Origin of the sequence: Methanobacterium sp. SMA-27 (genome assembly GCF_000744455.1) — an archaeon.
GTDB lineage: Archaea > Methanobacteriota > Methanobacteria > Methanobacteriales > Methanobacteriaceae > Methanobacterium_B.
Genome location: NZ_JQLY01000001.1, coordinates 2,190,252 through 2,216,926, shown reverse-complemented (window position 1 = coordinate 2,216,926; position 26,675 = coordinate 2,190,252). Strand labels below are relative to the sequence as shown.

General features: G+C 32.3%; 28 protein-coding genes and 2 tRNA genes. 24 read left to right on the top strand and 6 right to left on the bottom strand.

What is annotated here, in order from left to right; genetic code table 11:
• Positions 1–58 precede the first annotated feature (58 nt).
• The 10 genes from DL91_RS11225 to DL91_RS11180 all read left to right on the top strand — a co-directional run bounded on the left by DL91_RS11225 (position 59) and on the right by DL91_RS11180 (position 6,915).
• The gene (locus DL91_RS11225) at positions 59–673 is read left to right on the top strand and encodes an N-acetyltransferase (RefSeq protein ID WP_048191805.1); all 615 of its coding nucleotides are present in this window, start codon (positions 59–61) and stop codon (positions 671–673) included.
• A gap of 290 nt (positions 674–963) precedes the next feature.
• Positions 964–1,758: an alpha/beta fold hydrolase gene (locus DL91_RS11220; protein WP_048191803.1), complete on the top strand. Its 795-nt coding sequence runs from the start codon at positions 964–966 to the stop codon at positions 1,756–1,758.
• A 134-nt stretch (positions 1,759–1,892) separates the two neighbouring features.
• Entirely contained in the window at positions 1,893–2,573 is a 681-nt protein-coding gene (locus tag DL91_RS11215; protein ID WP_231551456.1) for a RibD family protein, read from the top strand.
• Between the two features lie 63 nt (positions 2,574–2,636).
• On the top strand, positions 2,637–3,476 hold the full coding sequence (locus tag DL91_RS11210) for an oxaloacetate decarboxylase (RefSeq protein ID WP_048191799.1): 840 nt from the start codon (positions 2,637–2,639) through the stop codon (positions 3,474–3,476).
• A 93-nt stretch (positions 3,477–3,569) separates the two neighbouring features.
• Positions 3,570–4,280 carry a class I SAM-dependent methyltransferase gene (locus DL91_RS11205; protein WP_048191797.1) on the top strand — a complete coding sequence of 237 codons (711 nt, stop codon included), beginning with the start codon at positions 3,570–3,572 and terminating at the stop codon, positions 4,278–4,280.
• Between the two features lie 53 nt (positions 4,281–4,333).
• The gene (locus DL91_RS11200; protein ID WP_048192751.1) at positions 4,334–5,152 is read left to right on the top strand and encodes a pyrroline-5-carboxylate reductase dimerization domain-containing protein; all 819 of its coding nucleotides are present in this window, start codon (positions 4,334–4,336) and stop codon (positions 5,150–5,152) included.
• Between the two features lie 211 nt (positions 5,153–5,363).
• Positions 5,364–5,741, top strand: coding sequence for a DUF3221 domain-containing protein (locus DL91_RS11195; RefSeq protein ID WP_052374386.1), 378 nt, complete (start codon positions 5,364–5,366; stop codon positions 5,739–5,741).
• Positions 5,742–5,910: 169 nt separating this feature from the next.
• Positions 5,911–5,982: transfer RNA gene (locus DL91_RS11190), tRNA-Cys, on the top strand.
• A gap of 45 nt (positions 5,983–6,027) precedes the next feature.
• Positions 6,028–6,171, top strand: a tRNA-Trp gene (locus DL91_RS11185).
• Between the two features lie 126 nt (positions 6,172–6,297).
• Complete coding sequence (locus tag DL91_RS11180) at positions 6,298–6,915, top strand: MBL fold metallo-hydrolase (protein WP_048191796.1); 618 nt, start codon at positions 6,298–6,300, stop codon at positions 6,913–6,915.
• Between the two features lie 187 nt (positions 6,916–7,102).
• Here the strand turns inward: DL91_RS11180 and DL91_RS11175 are convergent, their stop codons facing one another.
• The 3 genes from DL91_RS11175 to DL91_RS11165 form a co-directional block, all read right to left on the bottom strand.
• Positions 7,103–7,753 carry a TrkA family potassium uptake protein gene (locus DL91_RS11175; RefSeq protein ID WP_048191795.1) on the bottom strand — a complete coding sequence of 217 codons (651 nt, stop codon included), beginning with the start codon at positions 7,751–7,753 and terminating at the stop codon, positions 7,103–7,105.
• Positions 7,754–7,868: 115 nt separating this feature from the next.
• Positions 7,869–9,284, bottom strand: a complete 1,416-nt coding sequence (locus tag DL91_RS11170; RefSeq protein WP_231551455.1) for a TrkH family potassium uptake protein — start codon at positions 9,282–9,284, stop codon at positions 7,869–7,871.
• Between the two features lie 182 nt (positions 9,285–9,466).
• The gene (locus DL91_RS11165; protein WP_048191792.1) at positions 9,467–10,249 is read right to left on the bottom strand and encodes a slipin family protein; all 783 of its coding nucleotides are present in this window, start codon (positions 10,247–10,249) and stop codon (positions 9,467–9,469) included.
• A gap of 584 nt (positions 10,250–10,833) precedes the next feature.
• On the opposite strand from DL91_RS11165, the gene DL91_RS11160 reads away from it, so the two are divergent.
• From DL91_RS11160 to fhcD, 6 genes are all read left to right on the top strand, one after another.
• Entirely contained in the window at positions 10,834–11,865 is a 1,032-nt protein-coding gene (locus DL91_RS11160; RefSeq protein WP_231551454.1) for an Ig-like domain-containing protein, read from the top strand.
• 255 nt (positions 11,866–12,120) lie between these two features.
• On the top strand, positions 12,121–13,119 hold the full coding sequence (locus tag DL91_RS11155; RefSeq protein WP_052374384.1) for a hypothetical protein: 999 nt from the start codon (positions 12,121–12,123) through the stop codon (positions 13,117–13,119).
• Positions 13,120–13,208: 89 nt separating this feature from the next.
• On the top strand, positions 13,209–14,978 hold the full coding sequence (locus DL91_RS11150) for an MJ1255/VC2487 family glycosyltransferase (RefSeq protein WP_048191790.1): 1,770 nt from the start codon (positions 13,209–13,211) through the stop codon (positions 14,976–14,978).
• A gap of 222 nt (positions 14,979–15,200) precedes the next feature.
• Positions 15,201–15,671 (top strand): metallophosphoesterase, encoded by a 471-nt coding sequence (locus DL91_RS11145; RefSeq protein ID WP_369792058.1) that lies wholly within the window; start codon positions 15,201–15,203, stop codon positions 15,669–15,671.
• Positions 15,672–15,800: 129 nt separating this feature from the next.
• Positions 15,801–16,817, top strand: coding sequence for a UPF0104 family protein (locus DL91_RS11140; protein WP_048191787.1), 1,017 nt, complete (start codon positions 15,801–15,803; stop codon positions 16,815–16,817).
• Positions 16,818–16,928: 111 nt separating this feature from the next.
• Positions 16,929–17,822 carry a formylmethanofuran--tetrahydromethanopterin N-formyltransferase gene (fhcD, locus tag DL91_RS11135; protein WP_048191785.1) on the top strand — a complete coding sequence of 298 codons (894 nt, stop codon included), beginning with the start codon at positions 16,929–16,931 and terminating at the stop codon, positions 17,820–17,822.
• 59 nt (positions 17,823–17,881) lie between these two features.
• Here fhcD and DL91_RS11130 read toward each other — a convergent pair whose 3' ends face one another.
• Positions 17,882–19,822, bottom strand: coding sequence for a 3H domain-containing protein (locus tag DL91_RS11130; protein WP_369792057.1), 1,941 nt, complete (start codon positions 19,820–19,822; stop codon positions 17,882–17,884).
• A gap of 150 nt (positions 19,823–19,972) precedes the next feature.
• On the opposite strand from DL91_RS11130, the gene DL91_RS11125 reads away from it, so the two are divergent.
• Positions 19,973–21,454, top strand: a complete 1,482-nt coding sequence (locus DL91_RS11125; protein WP_048191783.1) for a bifunctional ADP-dependent NAD(P)H-hydrate dehydratase/NAD(P)H-hydrate epimerase — start codon at positions 19,973–19,975, stop codon at positions 21,452–21,454.
• Here DL91_RS11125 and DL91_RS11120 read toward each other — a convergent pair whose 3' ends face one another.
• The gene (locus DL91_RS11120) at positions 21,455–21,712 is read right to left on the bottom strand and encodes a pro-sigmaK processing inhibitor BofA family protein (protein WP_048191781.1); all 258 of its coding nucleotides are present in this window, start codon (positions 21,710–21,712) and stop codon (positions 21,455–21,457) included. It lies immediately after the preceding gene.
• Positions 21,713–21,797: 85 nt separating this feature from the next.
• Positions 21,798–22,979, bottom strand: a complete 1,182-nt coding sequence (locus DL91_RS11115) for an argininosuccinate synthase (RefSeq protein WP_048191779.1) — start codon at positions 22,977–22,979, stop codon at positions 21,798–21,800.
• Between the two features lie 434 nt (positions 22,980–23,413).
• Here DL91_RS11115 and DL91_RS11110 point away from each other — a divergent pair, with 434 nt between their 5' ends.
• The 7 genes from DL91_RS11110 to DL91_RS11080 all read left to right on the top strand — a co-directional run bounded on the left by DL91_RS11110 (position 23,414) and on the right by DL91_RS11080 (position 26,610).
• Positions 23,414–24,136: a succinylglutamate desuccinylase/aspartoacylase family protein gene (locus DL91_RS11110; RefSeq protein WP_052374382.1), complete on the top strand. Its 723-nt coding sequence runs from the start codon at positions 23,414–23,416 to the stop codon at positions 24,134–24,136.
• Positions 24,137–24,228: 92 nt separating this feature from the next.
• Positions 24,229–24,918 (top strand): metal-dependent hydrolase, encoded by a 690-nt coding sequence (locus DL91_RS11105; protein WP_048191776.1) that lies wholly within the window; start codon positions 24,229–24,231, stop codon positions 24,916–24,918.
• A 255-nt stretch (positions 24,919–25,173) separates the two neighbouring features.
• Positions 25,174–25,485: a monovalent cation/H+ antiporter subunit E gene (locus tag DL91_RS11100; protein ID WP_048191774.1), complete on the top strand. Its 312-nt coding sequence runs from the start codon at positions 25,174–25,176 to the stop codon at positions 25,483–25,485.
• Complete coding sequence (locus tag DL91_RS11095) at positions 25,482–25,739, top strand: monovalent cation/H+ antiporter complex subunit F (protein WP_048191772.1); 258 nt, start codon at positions 25,482–25,484, stop codon at positions 25,737–25,739. Before DL91_RS11100 ends, DL91_RS11095 begins: the two co-directional genes overlap by 4 nt.
• Before the next feature lie 4 nt (positions 25,740–25,743).
• Complete coding sequence (locus DL91_RS11090) at positions 25,744–26,016, top strand: monovalent cation/H+ antiporter subunit G (protein WP_048191770.1); 273 nt, start codon at positions 25,744–25,746, stop codon at positions 26,014–26,016.
• Positions 26,013–26,246: a DUF4040 domain-containing protein gene (locus tag DL91_RS11085; RefSeq protein WP_048191769.1), complete on the top strand. Its 234-nt coding sequence runs from the start codon at positions 26,013–26,015 to the stop codon at positions 26,244–26,246. Before DL91_RS11090 ends, DL91_RS11085 begins: the two co-directional genes overlap by 4 nt.
• Position 26,247: 1 nt before the next feature.
• Positions 26,248–26,610 carry a cation:proton antiporter subunit C gene (locus tag DL91_RS11080; RefSeq protein WP_048191767.1) on the top strand — a complete coding sequence of 121 codons (363 nt, stop codon included), beginning with the start codon at positions 26,248–26,250 and terminating at the stop codon, positions 26,608–26,610.
• Positions 26,611–26,675: the final 65 nt, after the last annotated feature.

The window sequence follows — 26,675 nt, the reverse complement described above, 5'->3', positions numbered from 1 at the left end:
TCTGAGCATTATTTAACCTCTTTAACATATCTTAATGAATATATGGGGAGTTAAATTAATGGATATTCGAAAATTTGATTCAAATAAACATGATATTAATGAAGTTTCTTTACTCATCTATGAAACAGATAAGAATCTGTTTTCAACTTTTCTTGATAAAAACCCGGATAAAGCTGTAAAAAAACTTAAAAAGCTTATAGTAGCGGGGAATAATTGTTATGGTAAAGAAAATTTGTATATTACTGAAAACGATGAAGGTGAGATTGGAGGAATTATTGTTGCATTCAGGGGTGATGAAGTAAAATTCATTGATGAAGCAAAGGTATTTATGGACACCATGAATTTCTTAGATTTTTTAAAGCTTACCATTGTTAAACCAGTCTATGATAAGATTACAGCATCATCAATTGAAAGTGATGATTTCTATCTAGGCAATTTGGTTGTAGCGCAGAACTCCAGAGGTCAAGGTATTGGAACAGAACTACTTAAAAGTTCATTCAAACTTGCACACGATAAAAAATGCAAAAGGGTTTTATTGGATGTTTTATTTGGAAATGAAAGGGCAAAAAATCTGTATGATCGGTTAGGTTTCAAAGTTTGCGGTGAAAAGAGTTTCAAATGGATTGGTAAGGATGATGGTACATATGGAATGGAATATTTGTTAGATGAATAAATAAATCAATTCATCATAAATTGGGTTACAATTTGTTTATCAACTTTGGATTGAAAATCTAACCGTAAGTATTTCAATGAAAATAACCTTAATTTGCCATTAAATCCTTAAATTATACAAAAGTATAGTTATAATAGTAGATATTGGTTTTGGGGATAATTTACATAGAATTTGTATAGAATGGTTGTTTAAGATGATAATTTATGTGTAGGCCCTGATCTAAAATCTTTAAGAATATATAAATAGAAACTCTATTGAACAGGATTTAAGCAATATATGGGTTGATGCCAATGAAAGAGTTATACCTAAAAGAAAAGGGTACAGAGAATGCAGAAACCATAATATTTCTTCATAGTGGAGCTATGGCAAGTTGGATGTATGATGAACAGATAACAGCTTTTAACGATTATCATTGTATCATTCCGGATCTTCCAGAACATGGACAAAGTATTGATGTAAAGCCATTCACTATAACTGATTCAGCAGAAAGGATAACCAATATCATACTTGACCATACGAATAATGGGAGAGCTCATCTTGTTGGAATTTCCCTCGGTGCTCAGATTATATTACAGATTCTAAGTACAACGCCTAATGTGGTTGATCATGCAATTATTAGTGGTACACTTATGCGTACAATTCCACAAACCGAAACAATTTTAAAACTTCTTGATCATGCAATCAAGGTATATACTCCAGTGAAGGATACAGATTTTTTTATAAAAGCTAATATGCGCACGTACAATATGCCAAAACATCTTTTTGATAATTTCAAGGAATCAACACAACTTATTAACCATGATGCTCTGGAGAGAATACTAACAGAAAATATGCTTTTCAAACAGCCTGACGGCCTAGAAAAGGTTGAAACACCAGTCCTTGTAATGACAGGTGAGAAAGATTATAAGATCATCAAAGAATCAGCTTATGATTTGATAAAGACATTGCAGATTTCTAAAGGATACATGGCCCCTAAATTAGGGCATCTTTGGAATTTAGAATCTCCTGATCTTTTTAATAAGGTTTTGAGAAGTTGGATAAATAATATTGATGTATCTGGTATTTTATTACCTTTGAAATATTGATCTAATTTTAAATAAAAAAAAATTTATGATTCAAAATTCATATATCAATACGAGGTTACTGTAGATTCTTAGTTAGATCAAAATAAAATCTTGTAAATTGATATCTTAAATAACTAATGCTAAAAAGTGAGGGCATGAATATGTTACCAAAAGTAATAATTTACAATGCAGTAAGTCTGGATGGCAAATTAAATTTTTTTAATATAGATTCTAAACTTTATTATGAAATCGCATCTAAATGGAATGTTGATGCGGTTTTAATGGGCAGTAATACTCTTCTTAAAGGATTTAATGCTGAAACAGGAGAAGTATGTGGTTGGGCGAATTTTGATGTTGATGAAACAGATTATTTTCCTTTACTTGTTGTACCTGATAGTGGCGGACAAATACGTATCTGGAACAAAGTGCTTGAAATGCCCTTTATAAAGGATATTTTAGTTTTATGTTCTAGATCTACACCACAAGAATATATGAATTTCTTAGAGGATAGTGATATTAAATATATGGTTATTGGTTATAACAAAGTTAATTTGGGAACTGCTCTTGAGGAATTAAACACCCAATTTGGAGTTAAATCTCTACGTGTTGATAGTGGGGGTACTTTAAATGGGGTACTTTTAAGGAATGATTTGGTTGACGAAGTTTGCGTGCTTTTAAACCCGGTTTTGGTTGGAGGAATATCTCCCAATTCCATTTATAAAGCACCTGACTTGAAAACTTCTGAGGAAGCTATAGACTTGAAACTTATTAAAATGGAACTATTGAAGAATGAGATAATTTTCTTGCAGTATAGAGTCATGAAATACCAATTTTAAATATCATGAATTAGAATTATATAATAAGATAATTGTCGATTATCCAAATTAAATGATGATACAATGAATGAGAGTAAAGAACTTAAAAAACTTCTTTTATCCAAGGAAACATTGGTTATGCCCGACGCCTATGATCCAGTAAGTGCTAAATTAATTGAAAGAACAGGTTTCAAGGCAGTACAATGTTCCGGATACAGTTTTTCGATTGCTGCAGCAAGAAAAAAAGAAATGGATATTTCAAGACTAGAAAATATCCAGATTACCCGAAGTATAGTAAATGCAGTTGATTTACCAGTTATGGCTGATGCTGAAGATGGATATGGGGATGCAGCTGCTGTTACTGAAACAGTCAACATGTTTATGGATGTAGGAGTAGCTGGTTTGAATATTGAAGATCAGCTGATTGATAATGATGTAGGAATCAACATCATTGAAGAAGATATGATGTTAGAGAAAATATATGCTGCAAGAGAAGCTGTCAAAACATCAAATAATCCAGATTTTATTATTAATGGCCGTACAGATGCTTTAAAATCTACCGAAGATCGTCATGATGCTTTAAATATAGCTATAGAACGTGCTAATCTTTACATTAAAGCAGGTGCAGATATTGTATTTGCAGCCTATGTTGAAACCCTTGATGAGGTTGAAACTCTTGAAAATGAGGTGAAAGGTCCAATTAGCATAGCCGCAGGAATGCCATATAACATTAATAATTTCTCAATTGAAGATTTAAAAAATTTGGGAATAGCTAGGGTCAGTTTACCCACTCTTTTAATATTTTCAAGTCTTAAATCAGTTGAGTTAACGTTAAAAATTTTGAAAAATAATGATATCATGGGTATTGATGATCAATTGCTTTATCGAGCAGAGGATTTGAATGATTTGTTAAAAAGAAATTAATTAAATTTTATTCAAAATAGTTAATTTTTATTAATTTTTTAATATCTACATATCATGAAGAATTAATGAAATAACAATAAAATAGGGGACATCATGAGTGAATTCAACCAATCAGAATGGATAGAAAGTGAAAATGTTCATGAGTTTATTAAAAATTCAGACAACTTTATTCTGGAGAGAAAACAACAGTTCAAGATTTTAGGTTCTTTTTATAATCATTTTTTGAGACATAAGATAAAAAATAGGAATGTAAGAGTATTAGATCTTGGATGTGGTGATGGTAGAATAAGCCATGAAATTTTAAAATTGGATGCCTGTGCTGAAATCTTTTTAGTTGATGGATCATTAGAGATGCTTGAAAATGCTAAATCCACTTTAAAAAACTGCAACATCCATTATATTCACAAATCCTTTCAAAGTCTTATGAAAAACGATAATTTAGGAAATTTTGACTTTGTTGTTTCTGCACTGGCAATTCACCATTTATCACAGAAAGAGAAGGAATTATTGTTTACTTATATTTATAATCATCTCAACGATGGGGGATGTTTTCTTAATATGGATGTGGTGCTACCAAATACAGATCAATTAGAAGAATGGTACCTAAAATTATTGCAGGAATGGATTCAGGAAAAAGAAAGAGAATCAGGTTTTGAAGAAACATTCCAACACATTCCTCAACAGTATCAAAATAATCCAGATACTATGGAACAGCAGTTAAATGCTTTGCAACAAAGTGGTTTTAGAAATGTGGATTGCCATTACAAATATGGGATATTTGTAGTTTTCAGTGGTGAAAGATAATTTTTAGTATTTAATAGGAATAATCAATGGTTAATAAAACTAGAGGCAATTTCATGAAACAAATAGGAATTATAGGCTATGGAAATATGGGAAAAGTAATTTTAAATGGTTTTTTAGTTTCAAAGGCGTTAAAACAGGATGAAGTTGTTGTATCAACAAGAACAATATCTAAATTGGATGAACTGAAACATGACTACCCTGAAATTGAAGTTGTATCATCTAATATGATAACTGCATCTAAATCTGATATATTGTTTTTATTCGTTGGAACATTAGATATTAAGGATGTTATTGAAGAAATAAATGAATTTATAACGGAAAATACATATATTATTTATATTTCCGCAGCATTAACAATAGCAGAAGTTGAAAGGGTTTTTAACGGTAAGATAACCAAAATTATACCATCAATTACATCGCAAGTGCTTGATGGGGTGTCTCTGATTTGTCATAACTCCATGGTGAGTAATGAAGAAGCAAATTATATAGAAAGCCTTTTTAGTACTATAGGTGATGTTAAAATCGTAGATGAGGTAGATTTGGATGTTGGAGCAGATATTACTAGTTGTTCACCTGCATTCATAGCTAAATTATTAATGGAATTTGCAGTAACGGCATCTAAAAATAGCGGATTTTCATTGGAAGAAACAGAAGAAATGGTAATAAAAACATTTTATGGAACTTCAAAACTTCTTTATGAGAATAAAATAAGTTTAGAAAATTTAATATCTGCTGTTGCTACTAAAGGAGGAATAACTGAAGAAGGTATTAATATTCTGGACGCTGAAATGCCCCAAGTATTTAACAAACTTTTCAACAAAACTCTTGAGAAACATGTGATAATTCAAAGACAACTTAAAGAACACTATTGAATTTATTAAATAAAAGGGGTATTGAATTCACTTGAAATCCAAGTAAGGTATAGTTTCACCAATTAATTATATAAAGGGGTTTGTGTGATATATTATCCAAGAGTACAATAGGGAAGATACTCCAGAGTATATTTGTATTCCTTGATTTTTATTTGAATAGAATATGATGTATTAATACCCATTGAAATTTGACATTTAAGAAGGTAAAAAAATGAAAAATATCATACTTCTCTCAATGCTTTTTGTGATGTTTATGGGAGTAGTCTACGGTGCTATTGTTGCAACTGGGAGTGAACATGCAGATATGACTGGAAAGGTTGTTGGTGTTTGTGCAGGTGATAATAACTCCACAGATTCAAACTCTATACTCATCCAAGGAGTTGTAACAAATGGTAATCAACATGGTAACGTTTCTGTAAGGATAACAAATGAAACACAGATATTCCTAAAAGATGGAAATAAGCGTACATCTGCATCATTTGGAAATATTCAACCAGGACAAAACGTTGATGTCACATTCAAAGGACCCATACTTCAATCGTATCCGCCACAGGCAACTGGAAGTGAAGTAATAATCACAGGTCAATAAGAGTAGAATATTTTTTTAAATTTATTGAATCGTACATTTGGATTCAATGAAATTTGAAAAAATTTTATAACAATTTTTTAATCCAAATATAATCATATAATTATTAAAAAGAATACCTCTTGTTATCCGCAAGGTTTAAATATCAACAACACTCAATTATATCTACCATGCCAAGGTAGCTTAGAGGCGAAGCGGTGGACTGCAGATCCATTACACGGGAGTTCAAATCTCTCCCTTGGCTTAAATACATTTTAATATGTGTTGGTATTATGTAAAACCTAATTATGGGGTCATAGTGTAATCTGGCTATCATCTGGGACTCCAGTTGTCTTTGAAGAAAGTGCGCACTCTGACGGAAAAGTATGATGACCAATTGGAGTACTGAGACAAGAGAAATCCTAGGATCTGGGTTCAAATCCCGGTGACCCCATTTTCTTATTATATTACGATAAATTCACTTATTTTAAATTTAGATAACATAACACATTTCAACTATTTATCAAGACTTAATTATAATAACTCAAATTATTAAAATAATTAATAAAAAGGTGATAAATTGGAGAAGATTGATGATATTATTATGATCGAAGGAAAGGGATATGATTCTAATATTTATATCTTCGAAGATGTAATTGTTGACACTGGAACCGGAGATAACATTCGATACATCAAAGATTCAATAAAAGAAGCAGGTATATCAATTGAAGACCTTTCTTTAATAGTAAATACTCATAATCACTACGATCACATAGGTGGAAACAGATGTTTCAATTTGGAAGTGGCTATGCATAGTGAAGATGCTTTGGCTATTGAAGAGGAAGATGATGAAAAAACTGTAGCCCGTATGTTCGGGAGGGCAATGGAAGGATTTAAAGTTGACAGAAAACTTGAAGAGGGGGATAAAATCCATAATTTTGAGGTTATACATACTCCAGGCCATACTAAAGGCGGGATATGTCTTTACAATGGTGAAACTCTCATATCTGGTGATACCGTATTTGCAGGTGGGGATTTTGGAAGAATGGATATAGGTGGTGATGTTAAAGACATGAAGGAGTCTTTGAAACGTTTAAGCCAGTTAGATGTGAAGTTTTTACTACCGGGTCATGGGCCATGGGTTAAAGATGGTTCAAAGCATATAAAAATGGCATGTAAAATGTTAGAAGGTTTTTAATTTCAATTTTTTTAAAATTAGAAAAGTCAAAGAAAATTAAATTATTTTAAGAGTATTCATTAAATATTATTGTACAATCAAACGAATTAATCAATTTAATTACCCTACAAAAGAAAATATTTAAGTTTTCCTAATTAATTGGTAACTTGACATTAATAAACGGGCTGAATTGATATTTTGTTCCTATTTAGGCTGTGAAAAGTTTTGTTGTTTTCTTCACTGCATTTATTTTAACAAGTACAGAAATTCTATTTCCCTTATTTAGGATGTCTTCTTTCTTTGGAATGGTTATCTCACCGTTTTTATATAATGCAGCTATTATAAAATCATCAGTAGGACTAACATCCATTATTCGTTTTCCTATTATATGCTTATTTTCTACTTGAATTTCAAGTAACTCTGCATTTCCCTTTCCAATAATTATGAGATCAGCAATTTTAGGACGAATTATGAGTTTTTCTAGGTAGCTGGCTGCTGTAAGTTCCGGACTTATAACGTCATCTATACCTACCTTTTTAAATGCATCCTCATGATCAGGGTTACTGACCCTAGCAATTATTTTTTTTATATTATAATCTTTAACAAGGATACATGACAGGAGATTTGCTTCATCGTGTCCCGTTGCCGCTACAAAAACATCAGCATCACCTATATTTGCTTCTTCAAGGGTTTTTATATCTGTTCCATTACCGCATATGACTAGAGCATCTAGTCCGCTTGCTGCATTGTTACATAATTTTGAATCATTTTCAATGAGGGTAACATCGTGTCCTCCTGCAACCAGGGATGAAGCCAGGTTAAGTCCGACTCTTCCGCCACCCATTATAACTATATACATTTGATACACCAGCTAAAATTTAGTTAAATTTTATTTTTATTGTAGTTTTAATTCAACCTTCAAAATAATGATGGTTGTTTTTTATTTTTTTTTATTTTTGAAGTATTTTATCTCATTAAGCTTTGGACCTATTAAATCTTTTGAAAAGATCAAAACCTCCTTTAAGGAGAACGAGTGCGGGTATGATTTCAATTCTACCTACCCACATACCGAATATAAGGAATATTTCTGGAATTTTAGGCATGGTTGGAGAGGTTATGCCTACTGAAAGACCAACATTACCTTGTGCTGATGAAATCTCAAAAAATGAATCTATTCCTCCGTATCCATAAGCCATGAAAACCAGCCATGTAATAAAAATGATGAACAAATATAAAAATGTGTAACTTCCTGCTTCTTTTATTTCTGCATCCTGAACAGTTTTACCTGCAATTTTTCTTGGAAGTACGGATCCTTCAGGCGATAAAATCTTAATAATTTCCCAGTAAATTCCTTTTACAAGTGTAACAATCCTTATGAGCTTTATTGCACCGCTTGTTGAACCAGCTGCCATACCAATTATCATACACGCAGCAAGTATAACTTTTGAAAAGTCTGTCCACCCTGCTTGTGTACTTATCGGTAGTGTGCTGGAGCCGGTACAACTAAGGGCTGAAACAACGTAAAAAACAGAATTGAGGCTTGTAAAATGAGAATATATTAAAAGAAGTATTGAAAATAGGGTCACAATGATGATCATTGCCTGAAATTGTATATCTTTGAAAACGTCTAAAACTCTTCCCTTAAGAGCTTTGTAGTGTACTAGAAAACTTGTTCCTCCTATAACCATTAACACAATTGTGATTATGGTTATGATGTTGCTGTTGTAGGCGCCAATATTATTGTTTTTAATGGACATTCCACCGGTTGAAAGGTTAGTGAAGCAGTTGTTTATAGCATCAAAAAGTGACATACCTGCAAGAACATAAAGAACAATACCTAATACCGTGTAAAAAAGGTAAATCCACCAGATGGTTTTAACTGTATTGGTTATACTGGGTTTAATCTTCTCTTCACGGGCTTCTGCTTTGTAAAGCCTGGCTGCAGTGGTTCCTGGACGAATTAAAATACCTATTACGACAATAACAACTCCAAGACCACCAACCCACTGTTCTAGGCTTCGCAAAAATAGAACTGATTTAGGGAGTATTTCTACATCAAGATATATTGAAAGCCCACTTCCAGTCCATGCAGACATACTTTCAAAGTAGGCATTTAAAAAACTAACATCTGTTGAATACATCAGGCAGATACTCCCCATAAGTGCTGCCCAAAGCCAGGCAAAACCTGCTATTATCATTCCATGTTTAAGTCGTAAGTTGACTTTAGCTGGAAAAAATCGCCTAAAAATATATCCTATAGAAATTGATAGGATACCTGATATCAAAAAGCCACCATAATTGTTTTCACCGTATATTAGTGCAACAATTAATGGTATTAACATTACAACGCCAACACCTTCCATTACGATTCCAAGATTTTTAAAAATCAAATAGAAATCTTTCTTTCTTAGATAACCTATCATTATCCTATGATAATGGTTGATCTAATATAAATATTTAGAGAAAAAAATAATATTGGAGTTAAATCAAAATTCTTAAAGTTGCTATTCTAATTTTAACTCCTTCTAAGAAACAAAATTTATATATATTCAATTTAAATCATGTTTCATTCTTACTTTTTATCGACTGCTTCTTTATTTTCTTCTTTCAAGAAGTTTGCAATGTCAGTTATGCTGTTCATAAGTGGTGCAGGGAATATTATAGTTGAATTTTTCTCAACAGCTATTTGATTCAGTACTTGCATTATTCTGAGTTGTAAAGCTATTGGATGTTGAGATATTATATCTGCGGCATCCCCCAGTTTGGTTGCTGAAAGATATTCCCCTTCTGCAGCAATAATTTTTGCTCTTTTCTCCCTTTCTGCCTCAGCTTGCATTGCAATAACACGTTTCATGGTGTCTGGAAGTTTAATATCTTTTATTTCTACAGTGGTGACGTTTATTCCCCATGGTTCACTGTGTTTGTCTATAATTTCCTTAATTTTAAGGTTAATTTTAGGCGTTTCTGAAAGGATTTCATCGAGATTGAACTGTCCAACAACACTTCTAACAGTTGTTTGTGATATCTGATTCACTGCCCTACTGTAATTTTCTACTTCAACAACAGCTTTATAGGGATCTACAATCTTAAAATAGGCAACTGCAGCCACATCTATTGAAACATTGTCTTCTGTAATGATCTTCTGAGAAGGTATAGGCATAGTAACTATCTGTAATGAAGCCTTAACCATACGATCTATTAAAGGTATTATTAACCTTAATCCTGGTTCTTTAACTCCTATAACTTTTCCTACACGAAAAACAACGCCTCTTTCATATTGATTAACTATCCGTATTGATAAGCCCAAAATAATCAAGATTATAACCAAAATAATAATTAATGAAAACCAATCCATTTTTAAACCTCCTAATTACTATTTTTATAAACTAGTTTGATTTTCAAACATATTAAAATTATTATTATAGATATGAATAGGGATAGATATTAAAATTTAAGTTTTAGATTAAAATTTTTTAATAAATTTTTATTAAGTATAATTAAGATGGACAGAAATCCTGCAAAATTATATTAGAATAATTTTAAATCCATAAAAACATTAAAGCAACATCAGTGGTCCTGTGAAATGAAATGTGTTTCCCTAACATATAGATGATTGATGATTCAAGTTGATCATAGTATCAAAAAACACAGCGTAGACACCTTTTTTTGATAATTAATATTTTAAATGACCTCCTTTATTAAAAATATAAGCAAAGAAGGTTTATTCATTACAAATTAATTAAATAGGTTTTTATGGGTTTTTAAGCATAAAAATTGGTTTAATAGCTTTTTTCACTTGTTTTGGTTACCGAAGTGTTTAAATGTTATTGTTTGCTTAATTATTTTATATGTCTGGAAATTCTTAATATTGATTTTTGAGACATAGGGGGCGGTATAATTAATAAAAAATTATTATTATCGGTGTTATTGCTGTTTGGATTGGCAATTTTTATAAATGTGAACACGACATCAGCAGCAAGCAATGTCTCATTAACAGACCATACAACACCAAAAGTAACTTTAGTTACTCCTGCAAACAATAGCATTGTAACATCAACAAAAAACATCAAAGTAAAATTTAGCGAAAAAATCAAATTTGGGAACAAAAATATATCACTAAAAACAATTAGTGGAAAGACCATATATAGTCAGAAATCCATTAGTTATAACATTCTAACAGTTACACCATCTTCAACATTGGCAAGTGGAGTAAAATATTCCCTTACATTAAATTCTGGAAGTGTAACTGATTTGGCGGGAAATAGAGTTTCTAATTATACAACTCGTTTTACTGTTTCACCAATTAATTTAGCCCAAATGAAAGATGGAATATCAAGGGTTCAAACATTCTATAAGCAAAACAACAGGTTACCCAAGTATGTGAGTTATGGAACTAAACAGATCAATATATCATTTTTTCAGAATATCATAGCGACACAAGGTTTGAAAATAGTTACAAGTAACTATCCGGACGGATGGGTTTCACTTAAAAACATTGTGTATGATCATCAGGATACATCTTATACTTGCGGTCCATCATCTCTAAAAATGGCAATTTCAAATTTCGGTATGAACCTAAATGAAATGGGCCTGGCATCCTATGCAAGTTCTAATTCTAATATTGGAACAAGTCACACAGGGCTTATAACGGCTGTAAAAAGGGTGAATTTGAAATATGGTACCCATTTTAATTTAAGTGATGTAACATTCTCGTCAAAGGGCTGGAGCGGACTTAGAAATTATTTAGTTCATAATCATCCTGTAATCTTACACATTGAGTCCTTTATAAATCCAAATACCTCTGGACATTATGTTGTTTTGATGGGAATTAACATTAACAGCGGGCTCGTTAAGATTGCAGATCCTTCATATGGTTACAGAACGTTAACATTCAGTCAGCTAAAGACAAGAATGAATTGGATTGTGAATACAGGAAGATCAACCGAAGTATTATTACCTTTAATAGATTAAAAAATTTTTAGAATTTTTTAAATCTAATCGAGGGCATAATAGATTAAAAGAAGATTTAGCCTTCTTAATTTATTTTTTTTAAAATATTATTAACCAATTTTTACTTTTTAATTTCTAGTAAAGTATAAATTCTATTAATATAACCTAATTGAAAGATTAAAAATTATTTAAAAAAATTCTTTTCAATTAAATAGAATAATTAAAAGTTTGGTTAAGAATAAAAACGTCGATATAGGTAATTAATTAGGTGGTTCATTGCATATTAATCGTTTGAGTATAATTGGGATAGTCATGATTGTAATCGGTGTCTTGACTATTTTCATAAGATCTCTCGATACAATAATGTTACAAATTACATATCCATTTTTAATGGGTTCATCTGAAGGTAAATCAATTATATTCTTCTTCTTAATGGGAAGCATATTAATAATAAATCAATTAATGAAAAATTCTAAATTTTTTGAAAATTCTAAAATATCTTCAAAAAACGGAAATTATTATCTCAAATTAGTAATCATCCTAGCTTTAACCACATATATAATTGGATTATTATTTGAAATATGGATTAGATCCAAATTTGGTGTTTCTATATTCACAACTTTCATTTCAACATCTCCAAGCATAAGTACAAGCAGTATTATACACAGTCACATCTTTAAATCCATGTTGGGCATTTTAATTAGTGATACAGGGATATACGTACCATTGAATATTCATACTGGGATTTCCCTAGCACAATATGTCCCAAAATTTGCTTCGATAATTTTTGCTGTTTTTCCAATTGTATACATTTTAGGACTTTTTTCCATTAAAAATAGAACAGATTCACAAAAAATTTTACTTGCATTTGCGCTTTCAACTACATTAATAGGAATGGTGGACGGCGGATTATTCTCATCCCCATCAATTATTGGATTATTTGGTCTTTTGATAATTTATTCAATTAAAAATCCATTTTCCTTATCAAATCTTATTAAACCATCAACTATTATAATTGTACTACTGATGATAAGGGTCTTATTGGGTCTGATGGGTAGTAATCCTCATATATATGAAGTAACCACTTTTGGCGTAGATGGAAATGTAGATCTTCAAGGTTATAATATTTTGAATGAGAAAACAATTAATGGAAAAACAATAATTGATGTATCTTCTGATACAAATGAGTTAACATTTCTTAACCAAACTTTTAATCGATTTAAGGGAAACTATCCTATTTATTTTGTTTCATGGAATATCTATTCCTTTTTCTAGCAGAGTCAATTAAATTCAAAGATTAATTATTATTCAAAATCATTAGATCAACATTAAATATAAAATGGATGAGGGTGTTAATTATTAATGTGAAGCTCAGTATCATAATACCAACTTACAATGAGGAAGAATACCTTCCAAAACTCCTTTACAGCATTGAAGAACAGGAATTCAAAGATTATGAGATAATAATAGCCGATGCCGGCTCAACAGATAGCACAAAGGAAATTGCAAAATTATCCTGTACTAAAGTAATAAATGGGGGTTTACCGGCTGTTGGTAGAAATAACGGGGCCAAGATAGCTGAAGGAGAATATTTATTATTTTTAGATTCAGATGTGGTACTTTCAGCAGGGTACCTTGAATCAGCAATTGAAGAATTCGAAGAGAAGGAACTTGGAATCGCAATCACTCAGATCATACCTTTAAGTGATAGTAATGTTGACAAAGTACTACATAAATTTGCCAACTTTTTTATGAAACGTGCGGAATCCATAAAACCTCATGGTGCAGGATGTTATGGAATTTTAACTACCAAAATTCTCCATGAAAAGGCAAAAGGTTTTGATGAAGAATTGGATTTTGGTGAGGACAGTGATTACATCGAAAGAATTGCTAAAATAAGCACGTTCAAAGTATTAAGGAATCCAAGACTCCTGGTTTCAACAAGAAGACTCGAAAAGGAAGGACTAAAAGATCTAGCATTTAAATACACTAAAAGTACTATTTATGATTTCAGAGGGAAAAAAATCAGTGCTGAAGATTTAGATTATAAGTTCGGCCATGAAAAGAATGATAATTTTAGTTCAAAACCACGAATAATTTACGCTGCATGTGGAGAAGGGATGGGCCATGCTATAAGGACTTCTGTCGTGTTAAATCATTTGAAACAGGAAAATGAGGTTGTTGTATTTGCTAGTAGCAGAGCTTTTGAGTACTTATCAGGGAAATTTGACAATGTTTATGAAATTCATGGTTTTAATACTGTTTATGAAGACAATGCAGTAAACGATAAAAAAACGTTCATAAAAGCTATGAAAAACCTTCCTCGTGATGTTAAAGATAATATTAAACTACTTTACAATATTGCGAATGAATTTAAACCGGAACTCATAATATCCGACTTTGAATTTTATTCCAATATATTAAGTAAGATCATAAGAGTCCCTATGATCAGCATTGACAACATGCATGTTATAACACACTGTAAAATTGATGTACCGCGAAAATATTCCCGAGATAAACTCAAGGCAGAAGGAGTGGTTAGATCATTCATTATGTTACCTCAAAAGTATCTTATTACTTCGTATTTCTATCCAGAAATTAAGAATTCTGATAAGGTATCCATTTTCCCACCCATTCTAAGGAACGAAATTTTAAATTTAGAATCTGTAAAAGGAGGTCATGTACTTGTTTATCAGACCAGTACTTCTAATTCAAAACTTATAGAAGTACTTAAGAAAGTGGATGAAAATTTCATAATATATGGGTTTGATTTTGAAAAAGTAGATGAAAACCTAATATTCCGTGAATTTAATGAAGATCAGTTCTTCAAAGATCTTGGAACATGTAAAGCTGTATTAGCCAATGGAGGATTCACCCTTATTAGTGAATCTATTTACTTAAAAAAACCTATACTCAGCATTCCCGTAAAAGGTCAGTTCGAGCAAATATTAAATGCAATATATATGGAAAGACTAGGATATGGGGAATTCCATGAAGAATTAGAATTGGATATTGTTGAACAATTTTTAAATAAACTTGATACTTACAGTGAAGCATTAAAATCATACAAACAGGATGGAAACAAAGCAATTTTAAAAGAACTTGATCGTCTAATTAAAATTTATTCCAAATAAAAATACAATATTTTAATACAGAATATTAACTTTATAATTTTAATAGGGCTGTTTCTCAAATTAATTAGTTATATGGGTATATTATTCAATAGAAAACTGGACTTAGACACTTAAAAAAGTTGTGTAAAAAAATAGATATAATTTTCATATTAGTTTAATAATGTTAATAAAAACAAAAAAAATTATTATCAAATAAAACATAGTAATATTATGATAGGGATAATGTCTGACAGCCACGACAACCTTGATGCTATTAGAAAAGCCGTAAAAATTTTTAACAAAGAAGAAGTAGACGTTGTAATACATGCAGGAGATTTAATATCTCCATTCACTGCATTAGAATTTAGAAAACTAGATCCGGAATTTATTGCTATTTATGGTAATAATGACGGTGAAAAAGAAGGTCTTAAGGTAGCTTATGAAGAAATCTGCATTTTAGAAGATTTTAAAGAAATTTCAGTTGAGGGCTGGAAATTTTCAATCATCCATGGCAGTAACCAAGCAATTGTGGATTCTCTTGCCAAATGTGGAAAATATGACGTTGTTATTAGGGGTCACACTCATAAAATGGAAATATTGAATGGTGAAACAATGATTATAAACCCTGGTGAAGTATGTGGATATGTTTCAGGGCAAAAAACAGTTGTTTTATTAGATACAGATGATCTCAGTTTTGAAGTAATATACATATGACAATATTCATATTTTATTTACAAATTTTATTATAGCTATCACTTAAATAGACATCAAATCTATTCAATATAGATTTGTATAAATTTAAGTATCAAATTAATTCAAATATTATCTGAAAGGAACAATATCATGAATAATAAAACTATTATACTGTTACTTGTTGGAATAGGGATTCTGGCAGCAATGGTTTTATACATAGGCCCGGGAAAAATTGAAAGTGCTCTGAAAAATGCAAATCCATTATACATTGCATTGGCAGTTGTAATTCAATTCATAATATATGGGATGTGGACCCAAAGATGGTCCATCACAATCCATTCACTTAAAATATCCATAAAAAGAAGACATGTTTTTCCAATGTTAATGGTTGGACTTGCTGTTAATAATATCACACCAAGTGCTAGAGGAGGGGGAGAACCTGTTAGGGCATATATGTTGGGAAAATACACAAAGGCTCCAATGGAAAATGCCTTTGCTACGGTAATCGCAGATAGGGGACTTGACACATTTCCATTTGTTCTTTTGGCAATTTTAACAATAATATTTTCTGTTTCTTTTCTTAGCCTTCCAGAATGGATTGTTTTTGCTTTGATTGTATCCCTTGTCATTTTAATTGTTGTTTTTATTATAATTTTAATCATGTCTATTAATGAGGCTGTAGGTCAGAGAATAACGCTATGGCTAGTAGGGCTTGTAAAAAGATTTTCAAAAAATAAACACTTCGAAATTGAGAGAAAGGCCTTGGAAGCAATGAATGGATTTCAGAGCAGCATGCGTATTATGATACGTGACAGAAGGGTTTTAATGTATGGGCTTCCATTGTCATTTTTGATATGGTTCATGGAAATAATCAGAGTTTACGTAGTTTTCGCATCATTTGGTACTCCAGTATCCTTGTGGGTAATTGCAGCAGTATTTGTAATAGCTACCTTAATAGGATTGATTCCACTTCTTCCTGGAGGTGTTGGAGCTGTTGATGGAATGATGATAATTTTATATTCTGCAGCAGGCGTACCACCATCAATAAGTGCAGCAGCAACTATTGTTGAAAGGTTAATATCTTTCTGGATGACTTCATTTATTGGAATAGGAATGCTTCCATATGTTGGGTCAAATGTTTTAGAAAAATTCTCAGACAAATTTTAGATATAGGGCTTAATACTTTTAATTTAATATTTATTTTTATTTTTTAATTACTCAGGATTAAATGGAAAAATTTATAACTTCTCCTAAACTACGATCTAGACGGTGATAATCATGGAAATAAACGGAGTGGAAATAGAAGATAATTTTGCAGAAGCATTCGGCATACAAGTATCAAGAATTCTCATAACTGCAGCAACCAAAAAACTGGCATTAGTAGCAGCTACCGAAGCCACAGGTTACGGAACATCTGTTATCGGATGCCCGGCAGAGGCAGGAATAGACGGTTATGTGCCACCACAGGATACTCCTGATGGAAGGCCGGGTTATATAATAATGATCTGCAACATGAACAAGGGTAAACTTGATCATGAATTACTAGAGCGAGTAGGAATGTGTATCCTAACTGCAGCAACCACAGCTGTCTTTGATTGGATGGATGAACCTGATGAAAAACTCAAAACAGGTCAGAAACTAAAATTCTTCGGTGATGGATATGAACAAACATTGGATGTGGAAGGAAGGAAAATACACTCCATCCCCCTAATGTCCGGTGACTTTTTAGTTGAAGCAGAATTAGGAATAAAAGCAGGCGTTGCAGGTGGGAATTTCTTCATTCTCGCAGAAAACCAACCAGCAGGATTATTAGCTGCGGACGCAGCTGTGGATGCTATTGAAGCAATTCCTGGTGCAATAACTCCATTCCCGGGGGGAATAGTTGCTTCCGGTTCCAAAGTTGGTTCAAATAAGTACAAGTTTTTAGGAGCTTCTACCAACGAAAAAATGTGTGTTACTTTGAAGGACGAAGTTGAGGGTTGTGAAATACCGGAAAATGTTAATGGTGTTTATGAGATAGTTATTGACGGAGTAAATGAAGAAGCAGTCAAAGCAGCCATGAAGGCAGGTATTGAAGCTGCAGTTAAAATCTCTGGAATAATTCAGATAAGTGCAGGTAACTTCGGTGGAAACCTCGGTAAATATCAGATTAAGCTTCATGAGCTTTTCTAATAATTACGATTTCCATATTTTTTTTTATTTATGAAAGATAAAAATTAAAATTATCCTATTCACTGAATACAGAACTTTTCTATTTCTTCACTTTCAACGATATTCCAAATATCATCTTCAGGAAGATCAACCCCTAAAAGCATTCCAGTTTTTTTCAGTGCATTTTCAATTTTCTTGATTTTTTCAATGTCCCCTGCAGAAACTGTGTGGGAGTGGACTTGTCTTGATATCTGGGATAATGCTTCAAGAGACCTTTTTGCATCTGGTTTTTTATATTCCTCTTCACAATTTTTTAGATCATTTTCATCTTTTAAATAGAGTTTTCTTGTTACTACTTGTCTTAAACCTGGTAGGTAATGTTTAGAGTCCAATATTCTACCGCCCATACTAATAATGATTCTTTTATCATCGGTATCACTTGGTTTGTGTCTTAATAGTAATTCGCTTACTCTGCCAAATTCGGATATCTTTTGAACAATCTCATCATGAGTTAAATTTACCCCTAAAAGGAATCCTTTTGTTTTTAGCTCTTTTTCAACTTTAGCTAAACTTTGTGTATCCTTGCCTGAAATGGTATGGGAATGAATTCCTCCACCTGAGATGATGTAAAGCCTTTCAAGTGCATCCATCCTTTTAGAATCATGTTCAAGGCTTGAAAGAAATCTATCCATTTCTTTTTCATCTGAAAGTCCAATTTTTCTCTTTAGGGGTTCTTTAAATCCTGGGAGGTAGTACTCAATATCTTCTAATGTACAACCATGTTTAAGAATTATCTTTGCTTCTTCTCTGATATCTTGGATGTCATGGTTTTCAGTTATCTTAATCTCGGGTTTTAGAACAACTTCAACCATTCTGCCATGTTTTTTTGCCGTTTCTTTTATTTCATCTTCTGTGAGATTGACTCCTAAAAGGAATCCCTCTTTTTTCAGTTCTTCAGCAACTTTTTCAAGACTTTCCTTGTTGGGTCCTGAAATCCAATGGGAGTGAATTCCGCTCACTGATTCATATATGCTCTCTAAAGATTTTTTTCGAGATTTTTCACGTTCTAAACTACTTAAAAATCTGTTGAGCTGTTCTATATCTGTTACTCCTATTTTTCTTGCAAGAGGTTCCTTGAATTCTGGTAAGTGGTATTCTATGTTCTCGAGGGTGCATCCATATTTCAAGATGATTTCAGATTCCTTTCGTATGTCTGCAACTCCATGGATCTCTGTGATCTTCATAATTGTGGGTTCCATTGAAGCGAAGTATATGTCTTCTGCACCACTTGTTTCAGGAGATATGACTTTATCTGCTCCAGAACGGTATAATCGACGCACATTTTCGCTTTTACTCGCTCTTGTAACTATCCATATCTCGGGATGTATTTCTCTTGCTGTTAGGGTTATGAATAGATTATCCACATCATCTCCAGTAGTTATGATAACTCCTCGTGCCCTTTTTATTCCTGCATCCATCATTATACTTTCATCTGTTGCATCTCCAGGAATTGCAAGAACATCTGGATCTTCCCAAAGTTCTTTCTCAACCACGTCTTTATTTTTTTCAATTATTATTGATCTAATATTCCTTTTTTTAAGCTCTTTATAAACTGCACTTCCAACTCTTCCATAGCCACAGAGGACAAAATGATCCTTACTGGCGGCTATTATTCTCCTTTGTTTAGCGCCGGAAGCTATCTCTTCAACTGCCATTGTAACCACCGTTATTGTTAATGTAAATGCATAAGCAAGTAGAGCAACCCCACCCATTACAAGAGTTACAGTAAACATTTTTTGTAATGGAGTTATTGGCTGAATATCACCAAAACCAACAGTTGCTATGGTTTGTACTGTAAAATAAATAGAATTAACCAGATCTAATCTCATTATATATGTAGATCCTATCATACCATAAATTATGAGCAATGTAACTCCCAATAAAGCATAAAGAACCAATTTATATGGTTTGTTTGTAAGATCTTTACTTACTGGTAGTAGTGGCATGTATGGTGGGCGCACAGTAGATCACCATTTTTTTGAATAATTAGTTATAGAATTTGAATAATTTAGTTTACTATTTTGAGAGATCATTAGATATTCATTAATTTACTGCATGATCTTAGGTTATTATAAATATCATCTGTTTTATAATTTATAACTAGTGATAACATGAATATAATGGACATGATGGTTGTTGATGTCAACGCCGAGGCACTGGGGATATCAAAGACTTTGCTGATGGAAAATGCTGGAAAGTGCATTGCCCAAAAAATATTTGAAATTTCAAAACCATGCAAAGTAAATATATATGCTGGAACTGGGGGGAACGGAGGAGATGGATTTGTAACTGCAAGATATCTGCTTAATCATGGTTTTGAAGTAGAAATTTTCCTGATTGGGCATCCATCACGTATAAGTTCACCTGAATCATTGAAAAACTGGGAAGTTCTCCATAAATTAAATATTGAAACTAATAGTATTGTACTGAATATTATTGAAGATCATTCTCAATTTGGATTTAGCAGTGCAGAACTGGTGGTAGATGCAATACTTGGGACAGGAACCAGAGGAAAGATTAGAGAACCAGTTTCTAAAGCCATAGATATTATTAATAATTCAAATAGTACTGTTATTGCAGTAGATATTCCGACAGGACTGGATCCACAAACAGGAATGGTGGAACATAAGGCTGTTAAGGCAGATTTTACGGTAACATTCCATAAGAAAAAAATCGGGCTTAAAAATGCAGATGATGAATATTTGGGAGATTTAAAAGTCTGTGACATTGGAATACCTGAACAAGCTGAGTTATATACCGGTCCCGGGGATTTATTGAGGCTCAACCAAAGGAATATTAATTCTCATAAGGGACAAAATGGTAATTTATTGGTTTTGGGAGGAAGCAAAGATTATTCTGGCGCTCCTGCATTGGCAGCAATATCTGCATTAAGATCAGGAGTTGATATATCTGTAATTGCGTGTCCAAAATGTGTTACATCTACTATTAGATCCTATTCTCCTGATTTAATTGTTAAAAGCCTTTCAAACAACTATGTAACATTTGATGATACTGCTAAAATACTTGAATTATCAAAGAATGCGAATTCAATGGTAATTGGTTGTGGTATTGGAAGAGAAGAAGAAACTGGTTTGGCTTTAACAGAGATGATCGAAAAAATCAACATGCCAATTGTTATTGATGCAGATGCACTTAAATTGTTAAATTTAGATTTAATTAAGCACTATAGAAATGAAGTGATATTAACACCTCACAAAGCAGAATTTAAGGCATTTTTTGGAGTTGATGTACCTAAAAAATTGGATGATCAAATTGATACCATTTTAGAATGTTCTAAAAAATGTAAATGTACTGTACTTCTTAAAGGATCTACAGATATTATTTCAAATGGGGATAAAATAAAACTTAACTCTACAGGAAACCCTGGTATGACAGTTGGTGGAACAGGAGATGTATTGGCAGGTATTGTAGGTGCTTTAGTTGCACAGGGACACGAAGCCTTTGAAGCTGCATACTTAGGATCTTTTATTAATGGAAATGCAGGTGACCTCGCAGCAGAAGATTATGGATACAATTTAATTGCAAGCGATATTTGGAAGTACATCCCTAAAGTATTTAAAAGAAGAATCTAATCAATAGAACCCTAGAGCACCTAAAATTACTAGGAGTACAACTCCTATGAACCCACCAAACCCTGCAACAAGAACTGTTAGTACATTAATTGGAACATGTACAAATGGAATTAAATCTACTATAAAAAGGAGAATTAGGCCAAAGCCCATATGAAGTAATATTTTTACTATTATTCCTGCAGCTTTAAAAAGAATTATCAAACCTATAGCTATTATTACGGCGAGAATTATTCCAATTAAAATTGTGTTAAGGACCATTATTTTAACCCTAATCTATTTCTTATTGATTTAAGACAATACTTTTGTTTAAGAGGTATATTGAGGATAAATATATCCTCAATTTTTAATTTTTTTTGCAGATTTTTTGATAGCATGCTGCTTGTAGTCCGTAGTTTTTAACCATTCCTGCAATTTCTCTCTGATCTGTTTCTTTATCTTCAAAGGTAACTGCTTCCTCACTGTAAAGACTGTAAGGAGATTCACGGCTAAGTGTTTTGATACTGCCCTTATGAAGTCTCAACTTCACATTTCCAGTCACACGTTTTTGCATGTTGTCGACTATACAGTCAAGATCCTCACGTAAAGGTTCATGCCATAGTCCATTGTATACTATTTCTGAATAGGTTTGAGTAATAGTATTTGCAAATTTTAGTTCTTCGCGTGATAGAGTTAACTGTTCAAGGGCCTTATGGGCAGTTAGAATTAGAACTGCACCGGGTGTTTCATAATTTTCCCTTGATTTGAGACCAATTATTCTGTCTTCGATAATGTCAATTCTACCAATTCCATGTAGTCCGGCAATGCGGTTACTTTCGCTGATAATTTTATATGCACCCATTTCAACATCGTCAAGGGCCACAGGAACACCTTTTTCAAAGGAAATCTTTATTATTTGTGCTTCGTCAGGAGCTTCATCGGTTGAAACTGTCCATTCAAAGGCTTCTTCTGGAGTTTCAACCATAGGATCTTCTAATACATCTCCCTCAATGGATCTTCCCCAGAGGTTTTCATCTATACTGTAAAGCTTCTCAGAGTAAAGTGGGATGTCATGTGTTTTGGCATAGTCTAGTTCTTCTGTTCTGGTTAAACTTAAATCTCTAACAGGGGCTATTATTTCACAAAGGGATGAAGATCTTATTGTGGTTTCAAACCTAAATTGATCATTTCCTTTTCCTGTACAACCATGTGCTATTGCATCTGCATTTTCCTTTTCAGCTAATTGTACTATCTTCATCGCTATTAAAGGCCTTGCAAGTGAAGTACTTAAAGGATATCCTTCATATTCGGCATTGGCTTTAATACCCCTGAATATAAATTCTTCAGCAAATTCATGCTTTGCATCAATTGTGTAGTGTTTTTTTACACCAATTTTATTTGCAACTTCTGCAGGCCTTCTAATTTCATCATCAGGCTGTCCTACATCAACACATGCAGTTATAACTTCCATATTATACTTTTCCTGAAGTAATTTTACACATACAGTTGTGTCCAATCCACCACTGAATGCAAGAACAACTTTTTTCATTTAATCACCTTGAATATTTTATAATTTTTATTTATTGTTAAGGCCTTACTATATTCATAACAAATATGAAAGTTTCATACATTTTAACATATATTGTTTATGTTTTTATTCAACATCTAAAGAGGATATTAATTAAAATTAGGTATGAGTTATGTAAATTATCTATGTAAAATGAAAATCAGATCATTAACTTAATTTATTAAATTCATGACTTTAGCAACTTTGGATCAAACAAAATCTATATAATTTTGTATCATTTTTAATTTCATAGAATTTCAGATTTAAATTGAATATTATGATCTAAGAATAAAAAAGTAGATAAAATAGGTTATATCTTAATAAAATTAAAGAAATATTGTTTAAATATTAGGTATTCTGCAACCTAATAATGTATTGAAAATTAAATCACAGATAATAATGATTAAGTGATGTTAATGGTTCTTAAAGATGATATTACAATTATCTCTAATAAAACTGGGGGAATTGTAAATAAAAATGAAAATCTCATGGCATATGTTCCTGAGGGTTATACATGCACTCAGTTGATCAATGCAGCCAAACATGGCACTCCCATGCTTAAAATTGGATTTTCTTCCCCTAAAATCATGATAACTGCAGGAGTACATGGAAATGAACTTCCGGCACAAATTGCTGCATTATGGCTTGCAGAAGAGTTGAAAGATAAAAATATAAATGGTACGGTCTATATTATTCCATTTGCAATACCCGATGCCACAATGAAAAATTCAAGACGATTTAAAGGATTTGATATGAATAGAAGTGCTTCTAAGGAAGGTTCTATTTCAAATAAAATACTAAATGCCATTGATGACCTGAATATTGTATCAATTTCTGATTTTCATTCTACAAAACCAAGGAGTAATCCTGGAATTGAAAGTGTGTTCTGTTCAAAGAATCCCTGTCCAGAGAGTTACATTATTGCCAAATATATAACCAATTCTATGTCATCAAAGATTATCTGTCATTCAACTGCGGGATCGTTATACAGCGGTGCAATTGAAGATGAATGCAACATTAGGGGAATTACAGCAGTTACTTGTGAGGTCGTATCTGAAAACTGTGAAGTAACTCATGGAAGTCCTGAACGATCCTATCTTCAAATGATATATTATCTAAAGTACTTTGGATTGATTTGATATTATTATTTCATCTATATTTTAAAAATAATTATATAGAATCTCATAAGGAATTATTATTTAATGGGAAAATACAAAGTTAGTTCGATACAATGCCGTCTTACAAAGAACATGTCTTAGCCTCAATAATACTGGTGTTTCCATTCTTTCCAGAAGTTTTCTATGTTGCATTAGCAGTTGTTGGTGCATCCATAATAGATATGGATCATAAGGTTAATCAGAAAAATATTATTATTATGGGATTGCTGGGAGTTATACTGGCATTATTACTTTACATATTCAAACTTCCCTATCTAGTAGGAGTTTTAATTGCTTTGATGGCATTATTATTTTATATTTCAGATCACAGAGGATTTATGCATTCAATATTAGGAATTATATTTATTACCGGTTGTATATCCTTTTTTGTGTTGGGGGCTTACATATTGCTCTTTGATTATAACATAAGCTTAAAGATATCTTTAATTATCATTTTACTTATCTTAGGGATTGTAATTTTAAATAAAAAACTAGTGCCTGTGTTTGGGTTTCTAATTATTATTGGACTTATTTTTTCAACACATATTGGTTTCAATATTTATTACGTAGTTTTATCTCTGTTTTTAGGTTGTTTAAGTCATATAATACTGGATCTCTTTACGCCTTCAGGGGTACAGTTGTTAAATCCCATTTCATCAGAAAAATTTAAAAAACTAGCTGGACTAACTTTACTAGGTATTTGGGCAGGTTGTGTAATTGCTTCTGTTGTTTTATACGGTAACAACTTTTTTATCATTAGATAATTACAATTCCCGTTTAACTTCCAACATTTTCCAAATGAAAAAGTATTAAAATTATATTTTTAGAATCTTTTTGTATTGAATGAAAAATCAATTTAGTTAATTTTATATATATCATGTTTTATAATGATGAATTAATTATCATGGTTTGCAATGATCTGATTGTATTGTTGAACTTATTATAAAGTTTTAAATTGTTTTCCATGTTAATTATTCATGATTAATCAGTCTAGGTAATAAAAAGGGAGTTAATTCACAATGTTTATAACCAGAATATTCTATGGAATAGCTTATTTCATCGTTCTTATCTTTGAAATACTCAAAGCAGAATTGGACGTTGCCAAAAGGGTTTTAAACGGGAAAGTTGAACCTGTAGTAGTTGAAATAAAAACCGAACTTAAAAGGCCGATATCACAGACAATTCTTGCAAATAGCATAACATTAACTCCCGGAACTCTTTCAATTGATCTTGACTCTGAAAATTGCATATTAAAAGTAGCAACAATATCTCCACGTTCAGTTGAAGAGATAATTCCGTTTGAATCATATATAAAAGGGATGTTAGAATGAACATACTGCTTATATCAGAATATATTCTAATGGGGGCACTTGCAATTTTTGCAATTGCCACAATAAGGATCACCACAAGGAAGAAAATTGCAATGGCCCTGGTAGGTTTATCAGGATTAAGTATTGCAATTGCAACGATGCTTGTATTAGTGCAGCACGTGTACAACCTTGGTTTTTGTAGGGACATCGCAACTGCACTTATATTTTTAGGGCCAGTAGGAACTATAGCATTTGCAAGAGTTTTAAGAGGATGATCACGTGACAGATGTAATAACATTGATACAGTCAGCAATACTCATAATAGCCGCCTTTTTGGTGCTTTTAGCAGCTTACGGGATTTTGAGGTATGGGGACAATATTGAAAATATAATCTATGCCCGAATACATATATTGGGAGTTGCAGACACAGCTCTTATCATAGCACTGTTAGCACTCAATGAACCCCTTTTGGCGGTGGCCTACTTCATTTTAGCACCCTTTGCAGCACATGCAATAGCCAATGGTTACTTCTATGGGGAGGAAGAACAATGATTGAATACATTTTCATGATAACAGCGATTTTAGGTGCAGTAATATCTTTAATGCAAAGGGATCTTCTAAAAGCAGCTATTCTAACAGGTATTCCTGGAGCTTCACTTGCATTCCTTTACCAATATCTTCAAGCCCCGGATGTTGCACTGACCCAAGCAATTGTTGGTTCGGCAATAGTACCTGTATTTTTTGCACTGGCAGTTTTAAGAACTCGCAGGGTGGAGGAATAAAATGATAATGGACACACAACTAGCATCACTTCTCACATCAGGGGCATTGATAGTAATAGGTATTTTCGGTGCATTATTCCTTGATAACCTGATAAAAAAAGTTATAGCGCTAGCATTTATAGGTGATGGTGCGAACCTGTTTCTTGTATCGTTAGGGTACAAAGCAGGAGGAATAGTCTACATATTTTTACCTGGAATGTCAATGAGCAATTTTTCACAGAATGCATCTTACCCGCTTCCATACGCTCTTGTGCTCACGAGCATTGTTATTGGGGCTAGTACCATGGCTGTGATGCTTGGAATTATAATAGTACTTAATAAAAAATATGGATCTATAAGTGCATCAAAGATTCTTGGAGAGTAATTGAAATGCTTTCAAACTTCTCAACAAACAACAAAGGAACAAAAACAGAGTTAAATTATGTTTAT